The sequence below is a fragment of the Pelosinus baikalensis genome, assembly GCF_020819555.1.
Classification (GTDB): domain Bacteria; phylum Bacillota; class Negativicutes; order DSM-13327; family DSM-13327; genus Pelosinus; species Pelosinus baikalensis.
The window spans coordinates 52160-70051 of record NZ_JAJHJB010000020.1 but is presented as its reverse complement, the minus strand read 5'-3'; the positions used below and the strand labels follow the sequence as shown (position 1 = coordinate 70051).

Sequence of the window (17892 nt, the reverse complement as noted above, 5' to 3'; positions counted from 1 at the left end):
ATGATGCATTAAAATACTTGTATATTAATTGTTATGCAGTCAGAAATGCAATGTTAATTTTTAGTATATATAGATTGCTTATGATAGGAGATGGAGTAAGAAATATGCTAGAGGCCTTATTTTCTGTAGAAAAAAATTGCCCTATTTGTCAAGAAACTTTTCAGGTAACACGGGTGCGATCCCGCTTGGTAATGATGAAGCAGGATTCGGATTTTTGTTCTTACTATAAAGATATCAATCCCTATTATTATAAAATCTGGATGTGTCCCCATTGTGGCTATGCAGCACAGGATAATTATTTTGAAGAAATTCTGCCTGCGGCGGCAGAGCGCATACAAGGATTTTTTGCAGATCGGAATATAAGAATTGATTTAAGCGGGACACGCAGCAGAGAACAGGGCATTGTGAGCCATCAATTAGCGATTGTTTGTGCTGAATTGGCATCAGTTCCTGCCAGCAGGTTGGCTGGACTGCATATGCGATTAGGCTGGCTATATCGAGAGGCTAAAGAGGTTGAGCAGGAACAAGCTACTTTGCTTAAGGCGGTTGATTATTATGAGCACGCTTTGGACAATGAAAATATGCCTGTGGGTCCAATGACGGAATTGACGATTACCTATTTGATTGGTGATTTGCTGCGTCGGACAGGTCATAGCGAGAGGGCTTTGCTGTATTTAAATAAAGTCGTTAGTAGTCCTAAAGCCAGGCAGGAAAAAAGGATTGCCGATTTAGCTCGGGATGCTTGGCAGGAAGTGCGTGCCCAAAGACGTGGGAAAGAGGAAAATGTGTAATCAGATGCAGAATTTTGTCACTAAAATGAAAAATAATGAAGTGGATGCAGCTAGTGTACAGTTCCAGAGAGTAAAACGTTAAAAACCGAGGATGGACTGTGAAAATGTTTTCTGTAAAAATACACTTGACTTTCATAAGGTGATAAAATATAATATGTTTAAATTGATACATGAACATGAGGAAAGGGAAATTAAGTGTGCAGAATGTTCAGAGAGCCGACGGGTGGTGTAAGTCGGTCATTTTGACAGTTGGTTCCGCCCTGGAGTGGCTAATGATGAATTATGACGGGTGTCGCCCGATATAGCGATAAGAGTTGGCTATGTATGTAGCAATTTGGGTGGCAACGCGGGAATATCTCTCGTCCCTGGTGGGATGAGGGTTTTTTTTATATCTTTTTTTAAGATAACGTGTTTATTTATATTGAAAATGTATAACATTAGGATGATAATCATATGGAGGGAATGTAAATGAGAATATTAGTAAGTGATCCGGTTTCAGCGCAAGGGGTAGAACTATTACAAAAAGAATATGAGGTAGATGTTAAAATAAAACTACCGATTGAGGAGTTAATAAAAATTATTCCTCAGTATGATGCTTTAGTAGTACGCAGTGAGACAAAAGTAACTAAAGCGGTTATTGAGGCAGCGGCTAATTTAAAAGTAATTGGACGTGCTGGAGTAGGCGTTGATAATATTGATGTAGAGGCAGCTACCCAAAAAGGCATAATTGTACTTAATGCACCAGAAGGAAATACAATTGCAGCAACAGAACATACGATGGCAATGATGTTGGCGCTGGCGCGTAATGTTCCCCAAGCTCATGCCAGCTTGAAAAATGGACAGTGGCTGCGCAGCAAGCTGATGGGTGTGGAAATGCGTGGTAAAACATTAGGAATTCTAGGGCTGGGGCGTATTGGTTCAGGTGTGGCAAAACGAGCTTTAGCAATGGAAATGAACGTTGTAGCTTATGACCCTTTTATTAACGCAGAGCAGGCGGCGGCTATAGGTATTCAACTACTGGAACTGGATGAAATTTTCCCGTTGGCTGATTTCATCACGCTGCATTTGCCTTTTACCTCTGAAACGAAATATCTGTTAAACAAAGAGCGTTTTGCTAAAATGAAGCCCAGTGTACGGATTATAAACTGTGCACGAGGCGGCGTCATTCATGAAGGGGATTTGGCAGAGGCTATTGAACAAGGTATTGTAGCAGGTGCAGCAATTGATGTATTCGAAAAAGAACCCGTCAATCCGGAAAATCCGTTATTAAAGCTGGACCAGGTAATCGTGACGCCTCATTTAGGCGCCTCTACAGCAGAAGCACAAGTTGGTGTAGCGGTGGATGTGGCAAAAGGTATTATTGCAGCGCTGAAGGGGGAACCTATTGCTACGGCAGTAAATATGGCACCGATTCAGTCTCATGTGCTAGAGGTCATTCGTCCGTATTTTAACTTGGCAGAAAAAATGGGTTGTTTGGCCATTAATTTGGCCGAAGGCCGTATAACAGCAGTCGATGTAGAATATAATGGGGAAATTAGTGAAGTCGATACAAAAATGCTGACCACAGCCATGATTAAAGGCTTGCTAAATTCCATTTTGACAGAACATATTAATTATGTGAATGCTCCAGGGGTTGCAAAATCTCGTGGCATTAAAATACGCGAAGTAAAAAGTAAAGAAACAGCTAATTTTGCTAATTTGATTACCGTACGAGTGTATACGGATAAGAAGACCCATGTTGTAGCCGGAACTTTGTTTGGACATGAAGAAGGCCGTATTGTAATGATTGATGGATACCGAGTGGATGTTGAGCCTCAGGGCTGGCTGATTGTGGGACTTCACTTGGATCGTCCAGGAATGATCGGTTATGTTGGTACCATTTTAGGTACTGATGGGATTAATATTAATAGTATGCAGGTAGGCCGTACAGAGGTTACGGGTACCAATATTATGGTGATGAGTGTAGATTCTGATGTACCAGCAGCTACTATGCTTAAAATAAAAGCTGTGGATGGAATCTTGGGAGCAAAAATGATTAACTTTTGTGTAATTTAGGAGGGAAAAATATGGCTAGTGTAAAACCTTTCCGCGGTCTTAGACCGGCACCCGAATTGGCAGATAAAGTTGTTTCTCTGCCCTATGATGTAATGGACTCTGCTGAAGCAAGAGCCATTACATCCAAAAATGAATTGAGTTTTTTGCGAGTTACTAAATCGGAGGTGGACCTTGCCCTTGATGTGAATCCATACTCAGAAGAGGTATATCAAAAAGCCAATGAAAATCTTCAAGACTTTATAAAAAAAGGAATTTTAATCCAGGATGAGAAACCTTGCTTTTATATTTACAAGCAGCAGATGGGAAGCCATACCCAGGTAGGATTAGTGGCAACGGTATCTGTTGTTGAATATAACAATAATATTATTAAGAAGCATGAATTGACCAGGCCGGATAAAGAACAGGATCGAGTCAATAATATTACAGCTACAGGGGCGCAGACAGGAGCTGTATTTATAACCTATAAAGCAAATGATCATATGAATGCTGTTATAGCCCAGGGAATGACAAAACAGCCAGTATATGATTTTGTTACCGAAGATGGAAATCGTCACACGCTCTACGTTGTGGATGACGCTGTTAAAATAAAGGCAATTGAACAGGCTTTTGCCCGTATTGAGTCCTTATATATTGCTGATGGACATCATCGTTCTGCTGCTGCTGCCAGGGTTTATGAAACCTATAAAGCAAATAATCCTGAGCATACTGGTGAAGAAGCATATACTAGGTTCCTAGCAGTAATTATTCCTCATACAATGACGAAGATTATGGATTATAATCGAGTTGTAAAAGATTTAAATGGATTAACAGAAGAGGCCTTTCTCAAAAAAATCCAAGAAAAATTTAGTATTGAACCGTGTACTCGAATCTCATGTAAAGCGGAATATCCTCATTATTTTGGTATGTATCTGAATAAAGCATGGTATAAATTAGTGGCGAAACCGGGCAGTTATGATGAAACAGATCCCGTAGGGAAGCTGGATGTTAGTATCCTGCAGAGCAATCTGTTAGAGCCTATCTTGGGTATTGGGAATCTTCGTACGGATAAACGCATTGATTTCGTCGGAGGCATTCGTGGCATGGGAGAATTAGAGCGTTTAGTAGATAGTGGTGAATATGTTGTTGCTTTCTCTATGTTCCCGACGTCGACTAAGGATTTAATGGCAATTGCTGATGCTGACCAAATTATGCCGCCTAAGTCAACCTGGTTTGAGCCGAAACTTAGGGATGCAATCGCAGTACATTTGATAAATGGAGGAAACTAAAAGATGGCACAGCGTGTTTTTAATTTTAATGCAGGTCCAGCAGTACTGCCTTTAGAGGTGTTGGAAGAAGTACAAGGTGAATTACTCAACTATCAGGAAACGGGCATGTCTATTTTGGAAATTAGCCATCGCTCAAAAGCATATGAAGCGATTAATCGTCAAGCCGAAGCTAATCTGAAAGAACTGTTGGGCTTAGGAGATAATTATAGAGTCTTATTCTTGCAAGGGGGGGCGAGTACTCAATTTGCGATGATACCAATGAATTTCCTACCCCCAGGGCGGACCGCAGATTATATATTAACAGGCGCCTGGTCAGAGAAGGCCCTTAAAGAAGCCAAATTATTTGGTAATACTCATGTAGCAGCAACAACTGCCGAGGGCAACTATAAGCGCATTCCGAATCTGGATGAAATTCAGCTAAGTGACAATCCTGCCTATGTACATATTACTTCGAATAATACGATTTTTGGTACTCAATGGAAAACCCTGCCTTCCTTCGGTGAAGTACCATTGTTTGCCGATATGTCATCGGATATTTTGTATAAGCCCTTTGATGCAGAAAAATTTTCTTTAATTTATGCAGGAGCACAAAAGAACTTAGGTCCTTCCGGTGTTACCGTTGTTATTGCCCGTAGGGAGTTATTAGAGAATAATCCTAAAGATATTCCTACGATGCTGCGATACGAAACCCATGCTAAGAATGATTCCCTTTATAATACGCCACCGGCTTTTTCTGTGTATGTACTAAACTTAGTGCTGCAGTGGATTAAGAAGCAGGGCGGATTAGTGGGAATGCAAAAGCGTAATGAAGAAAAAGCGGCTTTGATTTATCATACGATTGACAATAGCAATGGTTTTTATAAAGGGCATGCACAAAAGGACAGTCGTTCTTTAATGAACATTACCTTCCGATTACCGAGTGAAGAGCTAGAGAAGACCTTTGCCAGTGAAGCTGAAAAGGCTGGTCTTGTCGGTCTTAAGGGGCATCGTTCTGTAGGCGGCTTACGGGCTTCCACGTATAATGCCATGACGGTAGAAGGCTGCCGGGTACTACAACAATTTATGTTGCATTTTCAGCAGAAAAACGGGTAAACTACAGGAAGAAAAGTTAGAAAGCGGGAGTACAGGTTAACTGTATCCCGCTTTTCATCTTATTCTTTTTATTCTGACGCTCGCCAATTTCCAATGTCGACCAGAGAAGGTGGAATCTCATTGAAATATTTCAATGAGAGTGGCAGGATTATTCCCAGGAGATCGTGAAAAAGTAATGAAAATAAGATAAACATTATTAAATAATAGAAAAAATTTATTATAGCTTACTTTGATGGCAAGTCTAATGAGGATTGATCTTGTTTAGGAGAATCAGGCAGAGAGATAATTTGGAGGGGGATACCTCCTGCAGTCGGTGCTAGGGTATTAAAAACTAAGGTGTAGATTAAGCCGAACAAGCCTGAGGTCAAACCTGCTAAAAGCGTGATAAAAGCTCCTCCAAGGAAGCCGAGAGAACTTCGATCCATAATGAAAAAGAGCAAACCGACAATACTTCCCGTACAAATACCACCAGCAAACATTAGATAAAAAACAGGTCTATAGCCAAGGCGAATCAGTTTATAATTAAACATACGATCAACTGCCTTTCGATCCGGGTTTTTCAGTATGAAATATAAGTAGGGCGGCAAAGAATAATCATAATTAAAGCTTCAACCTGTTACTTAACCTACGCTCATAGTTATGTCATACTTTGCCTGTTTACGGCTGGATATAGTTGTTTTGGAGAATACCTATAAAATCTAGGAGGAATGAAAAATGTCTAATGAAATATTTGATATTGGGATTATTGGTGGGGGACCAGCGGGTCTATCGGCTGCTTTAACAGGGCGGATTCGCAATAAGAGTGTTGCTTTATTTGAGCATATGGATTTTAGCCTAAAATTGCAGAAAGCTCACATAGTGGATAATTATTTAGGAGTACCACAGGTTACAGGGCAAGGGATGATGCAGCAATTTGTAGCTCATTGTACTGCCCACAATCCCAGCATTATAAAGGAAAAAGTCGTGAATATTTTTCCGGGGGACGATTTTTTCACCTTACTGACACCTGGGGCAACGTATCAGGTGCGTACGGTGATTATTGCAACGGGTGTGGTAGCTACTACTTTGTTTCATGGTGAAAAGGAATTCTTAGGTAAAGGTGTAAGTTACTGCGCTACTTGCGATGGGATGATGTATAAAGGCAAAGATGTGGCTGTTATTTCCTACACCAGTGAAGGTGAGCATGAAGCGGAGTATTTAAGTGAACTATGTCGTACGGTCTATTATCTGCCTCAGTATAAAGATATGGCTCCATTGCGTTCTGGTATCAAAGTCATCCATGAGAAGCCCCAGACGATTTTAGGTGATGTAGTAGTAGAAAAATTGCAGATGGGCAAAGAGGAGCTAAACGTTCACGGAGTATTTATAATTCGCATGTCTGATCCAGTGGAAAATATACTTCCAGGTCTTGCTCTTGACGGTGAGGTTATCAAAGTAAATCGGGATATGTCTACAAGCATTCCAGGGGTGTTTGCGGCAGGCGATTGTACAGGAAAACCGTGGCAGATAGCCAAAGCTACAGGTGAAGGCTTAGTAGCGGTATTAAGTGCCATTACTTATTTAGGGAAAAAAGATAAATAAAGCAGTCTTAAGGTAAACCATAGGGTGACATAACCAAATAAGGTGAAGACAATGGAAACCAGAGAAGTAAAACCAATATAACTAAAAAGTACACTGAATGTTATGACGATGAGTAACGCGGCAGTCTTGGATAAACCTGTGACTGCCGTTAATTTTGTAGTGCATCCATATAGGCATGCTAAGCCAGTGGTATACATGGCAGCGGCAAAGGTAAAGATATAAGCTGCATGATGAACAATATGCTGTGATCCTGCAATATGCAGCATGGGAATTTCATATTCTGGAGATAACGGATAGTGAATCATAACCACCAGGATGATTAAACCTGCTAATAATAATAGCAGCAAGCTGCCGATTATGCTTCCAATTATGCGGATAGAAGGCTCGGGAGTGCGGGCGCCTAGAGGAACTAATATGGTAGCACTCATAACTAAGTTGTAAGAAAGATAGAGTAAGCTAGAGAGCAGCCAATGAGAAGTTGATATGTTGATGGTTGCTGATGAAATATGCAGCATTGTAAAATTCCAGTCATGATAAGACAGCGAGTACATAGCGACAAAGCTTGTAATAGCTGCCAGCAGCGGCGTAATAATGAGATTTGCTGTGGCGATACCGTTAATACCCCAGAGTGTTGTGAGTAATAGGATCAAGGCCATAATGCCGATACCCAAACCGTAAGGCAGGTGCAGGGTATCCCGAAATAAAGTGCCGTTTCCTGCTAGCATAACCGTTAGAACCCCAAAGAGGGACAAGGTAATGATACAATCTAATACAGTACCAATTTTTTTCCCGCATGCATAGTATAATAATTGATGATAACTGGTAGCTTTAATGGTATAACTGATCTTTAGAATCGTAATACCGAGCCAGGCAAATAAAATGATTGTGAACAATAGACCAACCAATCCCATACTGCCGTAGACGACGAAAAACTGGGTAAGTTCTTGTCCGGAAGCAAATCCTGCTCCCATAATAGTTCCTGCATAGATAGCGGCAATTTTGGCTATCTTAAGTACATGATAGGACATTGCATCACTCCTTAGAACTTGGCAGTTCTCTTATTTTTTCTATGTAAAAACTTGGGATATTATGCAGGATATATTAAAAAAAAATTGAATTTTTCAATAGAGAATATATGGGTTATTAATTAGGAAGGATAAAATGCACTAAGAGGAGTTTGCTGCCAGATGAGAAAAGATATAGCGTATCGAATCGCCCAAGCTATTCATGCGGGCCTATTTCATGGCGTACTTGTGATTGATAGTGAGTTTAGGTCAGTTTTTCTCAATCAGGCATTATGCGATATGTGGAAAGTGCAGCAGCAGGACGTCTTACATCATTCTGTGCTGGACCTTTTCTGTAATGGCAATGTGAAGAAATTCGGCGGTGCTTATCAAGGTCCTTTAATTGAAACGATGGTTACTGGGCGGGAAATAAGTGGCTGTGAAGTATATTTTAATATGCCTGGGAATAAGGAAGGTAAATGGTTTTTGGTCAATACTTTTATCTTGCGAGATGAAAGTGGGCAGCCAGAATATGCTCTAGGAAATTATATTGTAATTGATAAGTTCAAAGTGTTTGAAAATAAGCTGAATGCTGTGAATATGAATATTATTAAAGCCTTTTGCAAAGCAATTGGAGTGAGAGATATCTATACGATGCAGCATAGTGAAAATGTTGCTGCACTACTTGTCGGCTTAACTGAATACATGAGGTTATCTGATAGTGAGGTAACGATGGCTTATTTAGCAGGGATTGTGCATGATGTAGGTAAAATTGGTATTTCGGAAGAGATTTTAAATAAACCAGGTCGTTTGACAGAGACAGAGTATGAAATTGTTAAACGCCATCCTTCCAAAGGGGCGGATATCTTGCAAGAGGTAGATGAATTCGCTACTTTGGCTCACATTGTTCGTCATCATCATGAGCGATATGATGGAAAAGGTTACCCTAATGGATTACAGGAGGAAGAGATTCCTCAGATTAGTCGTATGCTGACAATCTGTGATGCTTATGATGCTATGACGAGTGTACGGTGTTACTGTAGTCCTCATAGTGTTGAGGAAGCCTTAGTTGAAATAAAAAAATGTGCTGGTGAACAGTTTGATCCGAAACTCAGCAGCATTTTTATTGATTTTATTCGAGAGTGTAATTCTGGGGATGGTATGAGACCTGCTTTACAATAAATAGTGAATATTGTAGAATATAATGGTATACGCTATTTATGTATAAGAACAGATTTATTCCGTTATGTATCGCATAGCAGTGTTGATGCGGAAAAATACTCTCGTTTCTGGATAGCAGGCGGGAGTTTTTTATTATTATCTCCGTGTTCTCTAGTTTTTAGAGAATGCGTTACTATTTTTACTAGGAATAGGAGGAGGGTTTAGCATGCTTGATGTTAAATTTGTTAGGGACCATACAGAAGAAGTTCAGCAAGCCTTGGTAAAGCGTGGAATGAATCTTAGTTTAGATGAATTTTTAACCTTGGAAAAAGAACGCCGGGAGCTATTAGGGCAGGTAGAAACGCTTAAAAATACGCGTAATACTGTTTCTCTTGAAATCAGTCGCTTGAAAAAAGCAAAAGAAAATGCGGATAATTTAGTATCCCAGATGCGTCTGGTCGGTGACCAAATTACTGAATTGGATGGTAAGGTAAAAGAAGTAGAGGGAAAATTGCAGGCCATTATTATGGATATCCCAAACATACCTCATCAATCAGTCCCTGTCGGACGTGATGAAAAGGATAATGTAGAGGTACGCAATTGGGGAACTTTGCCTACATTTGTGCAGCCACCACTCCCTCACTGGGAAATTGGCGAGAAGCTTAATATTCTTGATTTTGAACGAGGCGGCAAGGTGACAGGCGCACGTTTTACTTTTTATCGAGGTCTAGGTGCCAGGCTAGAACGATCACTCATTAGTTTTATGCTGGATGTACATACGAGCGAACATGGTTACACTGAATTTTTCCCTCCTTTTATTGCGAATAAAGAGAGTATGACAGGTACGGGGCAGCTTCCTAAATTTGGCGAGGATATGTTTAAGTTAGAGGGGCTGGATTATTATTTGATCCCTACCGCTGAAGTTCCAATTACCAATTACCATCGTGGTGAAATTTTGGATGCTAAAGATTTACCTTTATACTATACTGCTTATAGTGCTTGTTTCCGCGCGGAGGCAGGAGCTGCCGGCCGCGATACTCGTGGATTAATTCGTCTTCATCAGTTTAATAAGGTGGAGATGGTGAAGTTCTCTTTACCTGAAAATTCCTATGAAGAGTTGGAGAAATTAACACATAATGCAGAACGTATTTTAGAACTATTAGGTCTGCCCTATCGCACGGTAGCTTTATGCAGTGGTGATATGGGATTCTCTTCTGCTAAGACCTATGATATTGAAGTATGGCTGCCTAGTTTCAATGCGTATCGGGAGATTTCATCTTGTTCCAATTTTGAGGATTTTCAAGGTCGTCGTGCGGATATTAAATTCCGTCGGGAAGCAAAGACTAAACCAGAGTTTGTACATACTCTCAATGGATCGGGCTTGGCAATCGGTCGTACCGTAGCTGCCATTTTAGAGAACTATCAGCAGGCTGATGGCTCTGTTATTGTACCAGAAGTATTAAGGAAATATATGGGCGTTGATGTTATTGCTACTAAGTAAATCATACTAGGTAGAATAAAGCTTCTTTGCCTGTAGAAAAGACTTGGCATAGGTCAAGTCTTTTCTTTGTAGCATCAGAATGTATAAGTTTTAAGGGGAATATCGAAACACAAAAGTCACAAAGATGCACAAAGAACACAGAGACATGTTTATTCCACCCCTTTGTGTTCTTTGTGACTTTTGTGTCTTTGTGTTTTAAAACGGCTATGTTTTATTGGTATGTGAAATGTGTATAGCCTTATTCCTTCTTCATAGCCTTCGCATCTTCGCGGTTCAAAATGTTTTATTATAAATTTTTTTTGAAAAAATTTAAATTCGTACTTCGAAGTTGCCTTTTATTTTAGATGATGATTTGTTCTTTCTCTGTACAATTTTCTGAGGAGAAGAAGAAGGAGAGGCGGTTGCTGAGGAATTCATTAAATTCAGAAGATCCTGTGGACTGTCGGCGGAATAATTAAGAATGGTTCGCTGTTTTTTGTGATTGTTCTTCCATAGGCGGAAGCAGGCAAGAGAAATGGCAATAAGCAATACGAGAGAAAAGAAGAATCCGAAACCAAAAGGAGAAGGTTTATTCTTAGAGGTGGATACTGTGGGGGCGGAGGTGGTTTGGGATGAAGTTTCCCGATACTTTCCTAAAGATGGTTGTGCAGGAACAGGAGTGTTATCGGTAGAGGAGGGAGAGGCTGCCTTCTTTGTAGTTGCAGGAGGCGGAATAGTCGTTTTACCTTCCGTTGGTGTCTTTACAGTTGCCGATTTATCGGCGTTAATAGAATTGGTTGCGGGTGGCGATGCAGGCAGATCTGCACTATTCTCAGAAGATTTATGATTCACAGTGGGAGGCGTAGGAGGAGTTGGTCTCGTTGGCGGGGTTGGAGTTTGCATATCAAAGAAGCTCCTTTGTCATTCATATCTTACTCTATTGTACCAAATATCACCGAAGCTTGTATATCATTAAAGTGCATTGCCGATTAGGGTTTATTTTTTAGCCCCGCAGTAATGGGTTTCCTTATAGGAATTATGTGGTATCTTGTCGAAGTATAAGACTTATTCTTAAAATAGAGCTACAGGTGGTCCTATATAGAAATACAGAGAGTTAAAGAGCGGAGGTAAAGTGTTTTGAAATTAGAGTCGGGCATGTCTATTGCTCAAGAGATTGTTGCTTTAATTTATAATATAAGTAGGTACCCTGTTATGATTTGGGATCATACGGGGGGGCTTCTTGCTGAGTCTGGTGCTTTGGAATTTGGAGAAAAGTGCAAGCTTTCTGGTAAAAAGCATATTAGAAGTTTACAGATGAACACATCTTGTGATTATATAGAGGAATTTATTTTTCTGGAGAATAACAGAAACGGTAAAATTGCGATTGGCAGTACTACTGATACTGCAAAAGTATTGATTGCGCTGGCAACTGAATTGGCTGTTCTTTTATGGCGGAAAAATAAGGCTTATCAAAAATTAAGCCATCAAATGGGAGAATATGAAACGCTATTTAATTTGATCCCTGTACAGATTTGGTATAAAGATACAAATAATAAAATTATTCGTGTAAATAAACAGGTGGAAAAAGATATTGGTATTCCCATTCAGGATTTTGTAGGAAAATCGGTACAGGAATTTTTTCCTGTCTATTCGAAAAAATATTATGAGGATGATTTGGCAGTTTTACGCTCGGCTGAGCCTAAGCTAGGTATTTTGGAACAAATCAATCATGCTAATGGTGAGAACCGCTGGATCTATACAAGCAAGATCCCAACCAGGAATTGTGATGGGATTGTAACAGGACTTGTTGCTTTGGTAGTTGATATTACGGAAAGTAAGAAAATGGAAAAGCAAATGCCGATTTGGGCTAAGATATTTGAAAGCAGTGGCGAAGCAATTTCAGTCACCGATAAAGAGAATCGTTTTGTTGCCGTAAACCGCGCTTTTTCTTTAACTACAGGCTATTCCTCTGATGAGGTCATTGGTAGAGAGCCTAGTCTTTTAAAGTCTGGTTACCATGATAAGATCTTTTACCAAAACATGTGGGCGGCAATTATTCAAACAGGTTCTTGGGAAGGAGAGATTTGGGAGAAGCGAAAAGATGGTGTAATTTATTTAAAATGGTTACGAATTGATCAGATTAAAGATGAAGAAGGCAATTTGATTAATTACCTGGCACGATTTACCGATATGAGTGAGAAAAAGGCCGCCGAAGAGCGGATTCATTATTTGGCAAGGCATGATGCATTAACAGGGCTAGCCAATCGGGAAGTGTTAGGCAAACAATTAGCAAAAGATATAGAAAGGGCTCGTCATAGCGGCAGCGGCGTAGGAGTTATTTCTCTTAATTTGGATCGGTTTAAAAATATCAATGATTCTTTAGGGCATAAAGTGGGGGATGAAGTCTTAAAGGAGCTTGCCGATCGGCTGGAGACCTGCTCTAAGAGAACAAGTCTAACAGCGCGTTTTGGTGGTGATACCTTTAATTTTATTGTACCAAAAATTTCTCAGAAAGAAGAGATTATAAAAGTAATTCATGAGGTCATGAGTGCTTTGGAAAGACCTCTCTTGCATGGTGGATTCGAGTTAATCATTACTGCAAGTATTGGTGTCAGCGTATATCCTGATGATGGAGATACGGCAGAAGTGCTAATTCGCAATGCTGATACAGCCATGCATAAGGTGAAGGATAATGGACGTAATTTTTATGAGTTCTTTGAAGCCAATATGAATGAATATGCATCGGAACGTCTTATGCTTGAAAATAATTTGCGACGTGCGCTGGCAAGAGAAGAATTTGTTTTATTTTATCAACCTCAAGTGGACAGTAAAACAGAAGCTCTCATTGGAGTGGAAGCTCTGATCCGCTGGATGCGTCCTAATACTGAAATCGTATCGCCAGGAGAGTTTATTCCAATTTTAGAAGAGACAGGCCTTATTATTCCCATTGGTAAATGGGTTTTGGCAGAAGCGTGCCGGCAGCATAAAGAGTGGATTCGAAAGGGCTTACCGCCAATTCCTATCTCTGTAAACATTTCTGCCATTCAATTTCAGGAAAAGGAATTCTTGCCGATGCTTTCTAATATTATAAAAGAAAGTGGTATTGAACCAGGATATCTAGATCTGGAGCTAACAGAGAGCGTTGTCATGCGACAGCCGGAATTTGTTATCAAGCAGCTAGAGTTTATTAAAGAGATGGGAATCAATTTATCCTTAGATGATTTTGGAACCGGGTTTTCCAGTCTGAGTTATTTGCGCTATTTTCCTCTGGATCGGTTGAAAATTGACCAATCGTTTGTACGTGGTTTGTCGACGGACTCGGTTAATGAAGCAATCATTGAGGCGGTAGTGGCTTTAGGAAAGAGTTTGAAGATAAAAACCATTGCGGAGGGCGTTGAAACGAAACAAGAATTAGATTTTCTGCGAAAGCTTGAATGCGATGAGATACAAGGATATTATTTTTCGAAACCTTTGCCCAGTGATGATTTTATAAAATGGTTTACCAATCGGTAAAGAAAAGTCTTCCTAAGAGAAGAAGTCTCGAGAGGATTTCGTTCTAGAATCAGAATTTATAAGTTTTGAGGGTGAAAAAATATAAGATGTGAACCACAAAGGCACAATGCCGCTCTGCGGCACACAAAGGAGTGCACAAAAAAATATAAATAGAATCCCACTTTGTGTCCTTTGTGTCTTTGTGGTTCAAAAACGCCTATTTCTTCATTTTTAAATAATAAAAACCCTGCAATGAATGCAGGGTGATTTTACATAATGATGTATTGATTTTGAAATTACATGGCTAGGGCGGCAGGACTCGAACCTGCGGATGCGGGAATCAGAATCCCGTGCCTTACCAGCTTGGCGACGCCCCAATGAAATTTCCTATATGCATTATATACTATTTTCTTCAGAATAGCAAATCGTTTTCCCTTAGAAGGCTACTCTTTTTTATAATTATGTAGTGTAGCTGTTGATATCTTGTCAATGTTCTTTCTTCTTGGCAGAAAATCATTGCGGTAACTAGAAAGAATCGTGTAAAATAAGGGTTCAGGACAATTTAATCTGGAGCTAGATCGAATCAAACTTAATCACAGGTTTAAAATAGATGACAGGGAGAGTCGCATGAAATTATTTATTGCAGAGAAACCGAGTATGGCAGCAGAACTTGCAAAATGCCTGCCTGGCCCTCTCGTTCGCAAAGATGGATATATTGAAACCGGCGGCGGGGTCGTGACTTGGGTATTTGGTCACATTCTTCGCCAAGCAGAACCGGGAGAATATGATGAAAAGTATAAAAAATGGCGGGCTGCAGATTTACCCATTATTCCTGCAGAGTGGAAGCTGTTAGTGGCTGATTCTTGCATGAAGCAATTTAATATTATTAAGACTCTCATTGGTAAAGCCGCAGAAATTGTTCATGCAGGTGACCCGGATCGGGAGGGTCAATTGCTGGTGGATGAAGTATTAGGCTATACTCATAATGAAAAACCAGTCATGCGCATTCTTGTAAATGCACTGGATGAAAAAAGTATAAAAAAAGCACTTACGAATCTGCGCAGTAATCAGGATTTTTTTAATTTAAATCAGTCGGCTTTAGCTCGTTCGCGGGCTGATTGGCTTGTTGGGATGAACCTGTCTCGTGCGTTTACGTTAGCCGCCCAAAGCGCTGGTCACGACATTACATTACCCATCGGTCGGGTTAAGACTCCTACTCTTGCGTTGGTAGTAAGACGGGAGCGAGAAATAAAAAACTTTAAAGCAGCAGATTACTTTTTAATTAAGGCAGACATAAAACATGAGAATGGACCATTTAAAGCATCGTGGAAAGCAAAAGAAGAACAGCTAGGCAGGGATTCAGAAGGACGTTTAGTTGATCCTGTTATTGCACAAGCATTGATTGAGAAATTGGAAAAAGCACAAGAAGACGTTTCTATCGTATCTTGTGATACCAATGAAAAAAAAGAACCCCAGCGCCTCCCCTTTTCTTTGTCGGCTCTACAGGTTCTGGCTGGAAAAAAGTACGGATATGATCCCCAGGCTGTTTTGACGGGGGTTCAGAATTTATATGAAAAGAAACTTACATCCTATCCCCGTTCAGATTGTGATTTTTTGCCTGAGTCTCAAAAAGCGGATGCCACTGTCATTCTGGCTAATTTACGTAATAGTCACCAGGAAGAGTTAGCGGTCTGGTCAGGAAAGGCTGATATAAAAATTAAGAGCCGTGCCTGGAATGATAAAAAGATTACGGCTCATCATGCGATCATTCCTACGGAAGTGCCCTGTAAAATTAACGCGTTACCAGAAATCGAAAGAAATTTATACTTCTTAATTGCTCAGGCCTATGTAGCGCAATTTTATCCTGTTCACGTGTATAACCAGACTCGCGCGGAGCTTGAATATGCAGGTGAAGATTTTGTTGCTAATGGCAGAGTCATCGTGACAATGGGCTGGAAAGAACTTTATGGCGGTGAAGTCAAAGAAGAAGAGGATGAAGATAGTAAGACTTTGCCTAATATGCAAAAAGGTGATAAGGCTGATTTTATCAGTGCTACGTTAGAAAAAAAGACAACAAAGCCGCCAGTACGTTTTACCTCTAGTACACTGCTGCAGGCTATGAAGGAAATACATAAATATGTTAAGAATCCTGAATTGAAAAAACATCTTAAAGATGTTTCTGGAATTGGGACAGAGGCCACTCGGGCTTCTATTATAAAAGAACTGACAGTACGGTCTTTTTTAGAAGAAAAGAAAAAATACCTGTATCCTACGGAGTCGGCTTATCTTCTCATTGATGCATTGCCGGAAGAATTAACCTATCCTGATTCCACAGCCATATGGGAGATTATCTTTAATCGTATGGTGGAAGGAAAGGCTGAGCTCAATAGTTTTATTGGTCAGCAGACCGAATTTATTACTAGCTTATGTTTAAAGGCCAAAGAAGTTCAAATTGAAAATAAAGATGCGAATGTAGTAAAGTGTCCAAGATGTAAGCAGGGTGTATTAAAACTGCGCAATGGCAAGAATGGAGCCTTTTGGGGATGCTCCCGTTTTCCGGAGTGCCGGGGTACTTGTAATGACAAAGATGGACAGCCTCAGCTATAAAAAGACTCGATTTGAGAAAATAATAGTCGAATACAAACGATTTTCAAAGAATACTACCATTTTTGATTCTCATATGGTATTATTTTCTTATTGGCATAAGGAGGTAAACAGATGAAGTGGTTTCAGAAAAAGGCTGTTATACTGATGATATCCTTCTTGGGTTTAGGGATATGGCTGCCTGTCGTTCAGGCTGCACCTATACAAAATAGTGACCTCATAAAGGTAACCGTAAATATAACCATTGAGAATCCGGATTATTTCTGGAAGTATCCTTTTTTAGGAAAAGAAATTGATGGTATTCGAATTTATGGCATGGGGCAAAGTTTTTTTATACAGCCAAATTCAAGCGGTGAAAGGGTTGAATTTGATGTACCTAAGAACTACCGATTAAAGATTGCTCTTGAATTACAAAATAATAATGAGACTGTAAAAGAAACTCGTTACTCTACAAAACGAGGCGTAGATGCCAAGAAAAATACGCTGGAGATCCTTTTAAAAGCACCAGGACCTCAATCGATTATTCTTTCTACAGCAGATTTCGAAGAAATACGGGGTAAATAACTAGGGTTAAAGGCAGTGATTTGATTCATAGATTTCCAAAAAACTTTTTTACTATATAGCGGATTCGTACATCTAGTTATATAGGGAGGTTCACATATGAGAAAAGAAAGAGTATTATTGGTTGATGATGATGGTATAGCTCTATTGGTGCACAGTAAAATGCTGGAACAGCATGCTGAAATTGTTACTGCGGCAAATGCGAATGAGGCTTTGGAAATTATAAAGAAAGATAAGGCATTTGCTGTCATTATATCGGATCAATATATGCCGGATATGAATGGGGCCGAACTATTACAAATTGTAGGTGTAATGGTACCGAATATGGTTCGGATCATGATTACTGGTTTTGCAGATTTAGACGTTGCCATGCAAGCGGTGAACTTGGGAAATGTATTTCGGTTCTTGGTTAAGCCTTGCTGTCAAGAGGACTTAGTGCTGGCCCTTGCTGCTGGCCTTGAAAAATATCGACAATCTATAGGCGAGACGTTCCAAGAGGAGACTGCATTGACAGAACCATTAACAGAAAGAGAAAGAGAGGTTCTGCGCTTATTAGGCATTGGTTTTACCAGTGGAGAAATTGCCTTGGCTATGGGGATTACAATTGGTACCGTTAAAACTCATGTGCACCATATTTTTGGTAAATTAGCAGTGAACAACCGTATTAAGGCAGTGGCGAAAGCAAAAAGTATAGGACTTATATCAAGATAACATAAGGTTCGTGGAATATCTAAGAAAGATATTCCTATTTTATTTCACATTCGAACAATTTTGGTGAAACAATATATTTCAAGTTATTGCAAAAC

14 protein-coding genes and 1 tRNA gene are annotated in these 17892 nt (G+C 39.9%); 12 read left to right on the top strand and 3 right to left on the bottom strand.

The genetic code is table 11. The features are described 5' to 3' along the window. Positions 1-104: 104 nt before the first annotated feature. From LMF89_RS14710 to serC, 4 genes are all read left to right on the top strand, one after another. Positions 105-791, top strand: a complete 687-nt coding sequence (locus LMF89_RS14710) for a DUF2225 domain-containing protein (protein ID WP_007958647.1) — start codon at positions 105-107, stop codon at positions 789-791. A gap of 468 nt (positions 792-1259) precedes the next feature. Continuing rightward, entirely contained in the window at positions 1260-2846 is a 1587-nt protein-coding gene (gene serA, locus LMF89_RS14705; protein ID WP_229535748.1) for a phosphoglycerate dehydrogenase, read from the top strand. 11 nt (positions 2847-2857) lie between these two features. Continuing rightward, complete coding sequence (locus tag LMF89_RS14700) at positions 2858-4111, top strand: DUF1015 domain-containing protein (RefSeq protein WP_229535747.1); 1254 nt, start codon at positions 2858-2860, stop codon at positions 4109-4111. 3 nt (positions 4112-4114) lie between these two features. Beyond that, entirely contained in the window at positions 4115-5203 is a 1089-nt protein-coding gene (serC, locus tag LMF89_RS14695) for a 3-phosphoserine/phosphohydroxythreonine transaminase (RefSeq protein WP_229535746.1), read from the top strand. A 224-nt stretch (positions 5204-5427) separates the two neighbouring features. On the opposite strand, the gene LMF89_RS14690 is transcribed toward serC, so the two are convergent. Further along, on the bottom strand, positions 5428-5733 hold the full coding sequence (locus LMF89_RS14690; RefSeq protein ID WP_007958655.1) for a hypothetical protein: 306 nt from the start codon (positions 5731-5733) through the stop codon (positions 5428-5430). Between the two features lie 184 nt (positions 5734-5917). On the opposite strand from LMF89_RS14690, the gene LMF89_RS14685 reads away from it, so the two are divergent. Further along, positions 5918-6784, top strand: coding sequence for an NAD(P)/FAD-dependent oxidoreductase (locus LMF89_RS14685; RefSeq protein WP_229535745.1), 867 nt, complete (start codon positions 5918-5920; stop codon positions 6782-6784). Here the strand turns inward: LMF89_RS14685 and LMF89_RS14680 are convergent. After that, the gene (locus LMF89_RS14680) at positions 6760-7812 is read right to left on the bottom strand and encodes a YkvI family membrane protein (RefSeq protein ID WP_229535744.1); all 1053 of its coding nucleotides are present in this window, start codon (positions 7810-7812) and stop codon (positions 6760-6762) included. The two genes, LMF89_RS14685 and LMF89_RS14680, sit on opposite strands and share 25 nt — an antisense overlap. A gap of 159 nt (positions 7813-7971) precedes the next feature. Between LMF89_RS14680 and LMF89_RS14675 the strand changes: the two genes are divergently transcribed. The 4 genes from LMF89_RS14675 (at position 7972) to LMF89_RS14660 (ending at position 13942) form a co-directional block, all read left to right on the top strand. Further along, on the top strand, positions 7972-8970 hold the full coding sequence (locus LMF89_RS14675) for an HD domain-containing phosphohydrolase (protein WP_229535743.1): 999 nt from the start codon (positions 7972-7974) through the stop codon (positions 8968-8970). A 205-nt stretch (positions 8971-9175) separates the two neighbouring features. Continuing rightward, a complete protein-coding gene (gene serS / locus LMF89_RS14670; protein WP_229535742.1) occupies positions 9176-10450 on the top strand; it encodes a serine--tRNA ligase in 1275 nt (424 codons plus the stop codon). A gap of 514 nt (positions 10451-10964) precedes the next feature. Then, a complete protein-coding gene (locus LMF89_RS14665; protein ID WP_229535741.1) occupies positions 10965-11276 on the top strand; it encodes a hypothetical protein in 312 nt (103 codons plus the stop codon). 290 nt (positions 11277-11566) lie between these two features. Next, complete coding sequence (locus LMF89_RS14660; RefSeq protein WP_229535740.1) at positions 11567-13942, top strand: sensor domain-containing protein; 2376 nt, start codon at positions 11567-11569, stop codon at positions 13940-13942. 280 nt (positions 13943-14222) lie between these two features. Here LMF89_RS14660 and LMF89_RS14655 read toward each other — a convergent pair. Then, a tRNA-Gln gene (locus LMF89_RS14655) sits at positions 14223-14298 on the bottom strand. Positions 14299-14548: 250 nt separating this feature from the next. Between LMF89_RS14655 and LMF89_RS14650 the strand changes: the two genes are divergently transcribed. The 3 genes from LMF89_RS14650 (at position 14549) to LMF89_RS14640 (ending at position 17797) form a co-directional block, all read left to right on the top strand. After that, the gene (locus LMF89_RS14650; RefSeq protein WP_229535739.1) at positions 14549-16528 is read left to right on the top strand and encodes a DNA topoisomerase 3; all 1980 of its coding nucleotides are present in this window, start codon (positions 14549-14551) and stop codon (positions 16526-16528) included. Positions 16529-16639: 111 nt separating this feature from the next. Beyond that, the gene (locus LMF89_RS14645; RefSeq protein ID WP_229535738.1) at positions 16640-17089 is read left to right on the top strand and encodes a hypothetical protein; all 450 of its coding nucleotides are present in this window, start codon (positions 16640-16642) and stop codon (positions 17087-17089) included. A 96-nt stretch (positions 17090-17185) separates the two neighbouring features. After that, on the top strand, positions 17186-17797 hold the full coding sequence (locus LMF89_RS14640; RefSeq protein WP_229535737.1) for a response regulator transcription factor: 612 nt from the start codon (positions 17186-17188) through the stop codon (positions 17795-17797). Positions 17798-17892 lie beyond the last annotated feature (95 nt).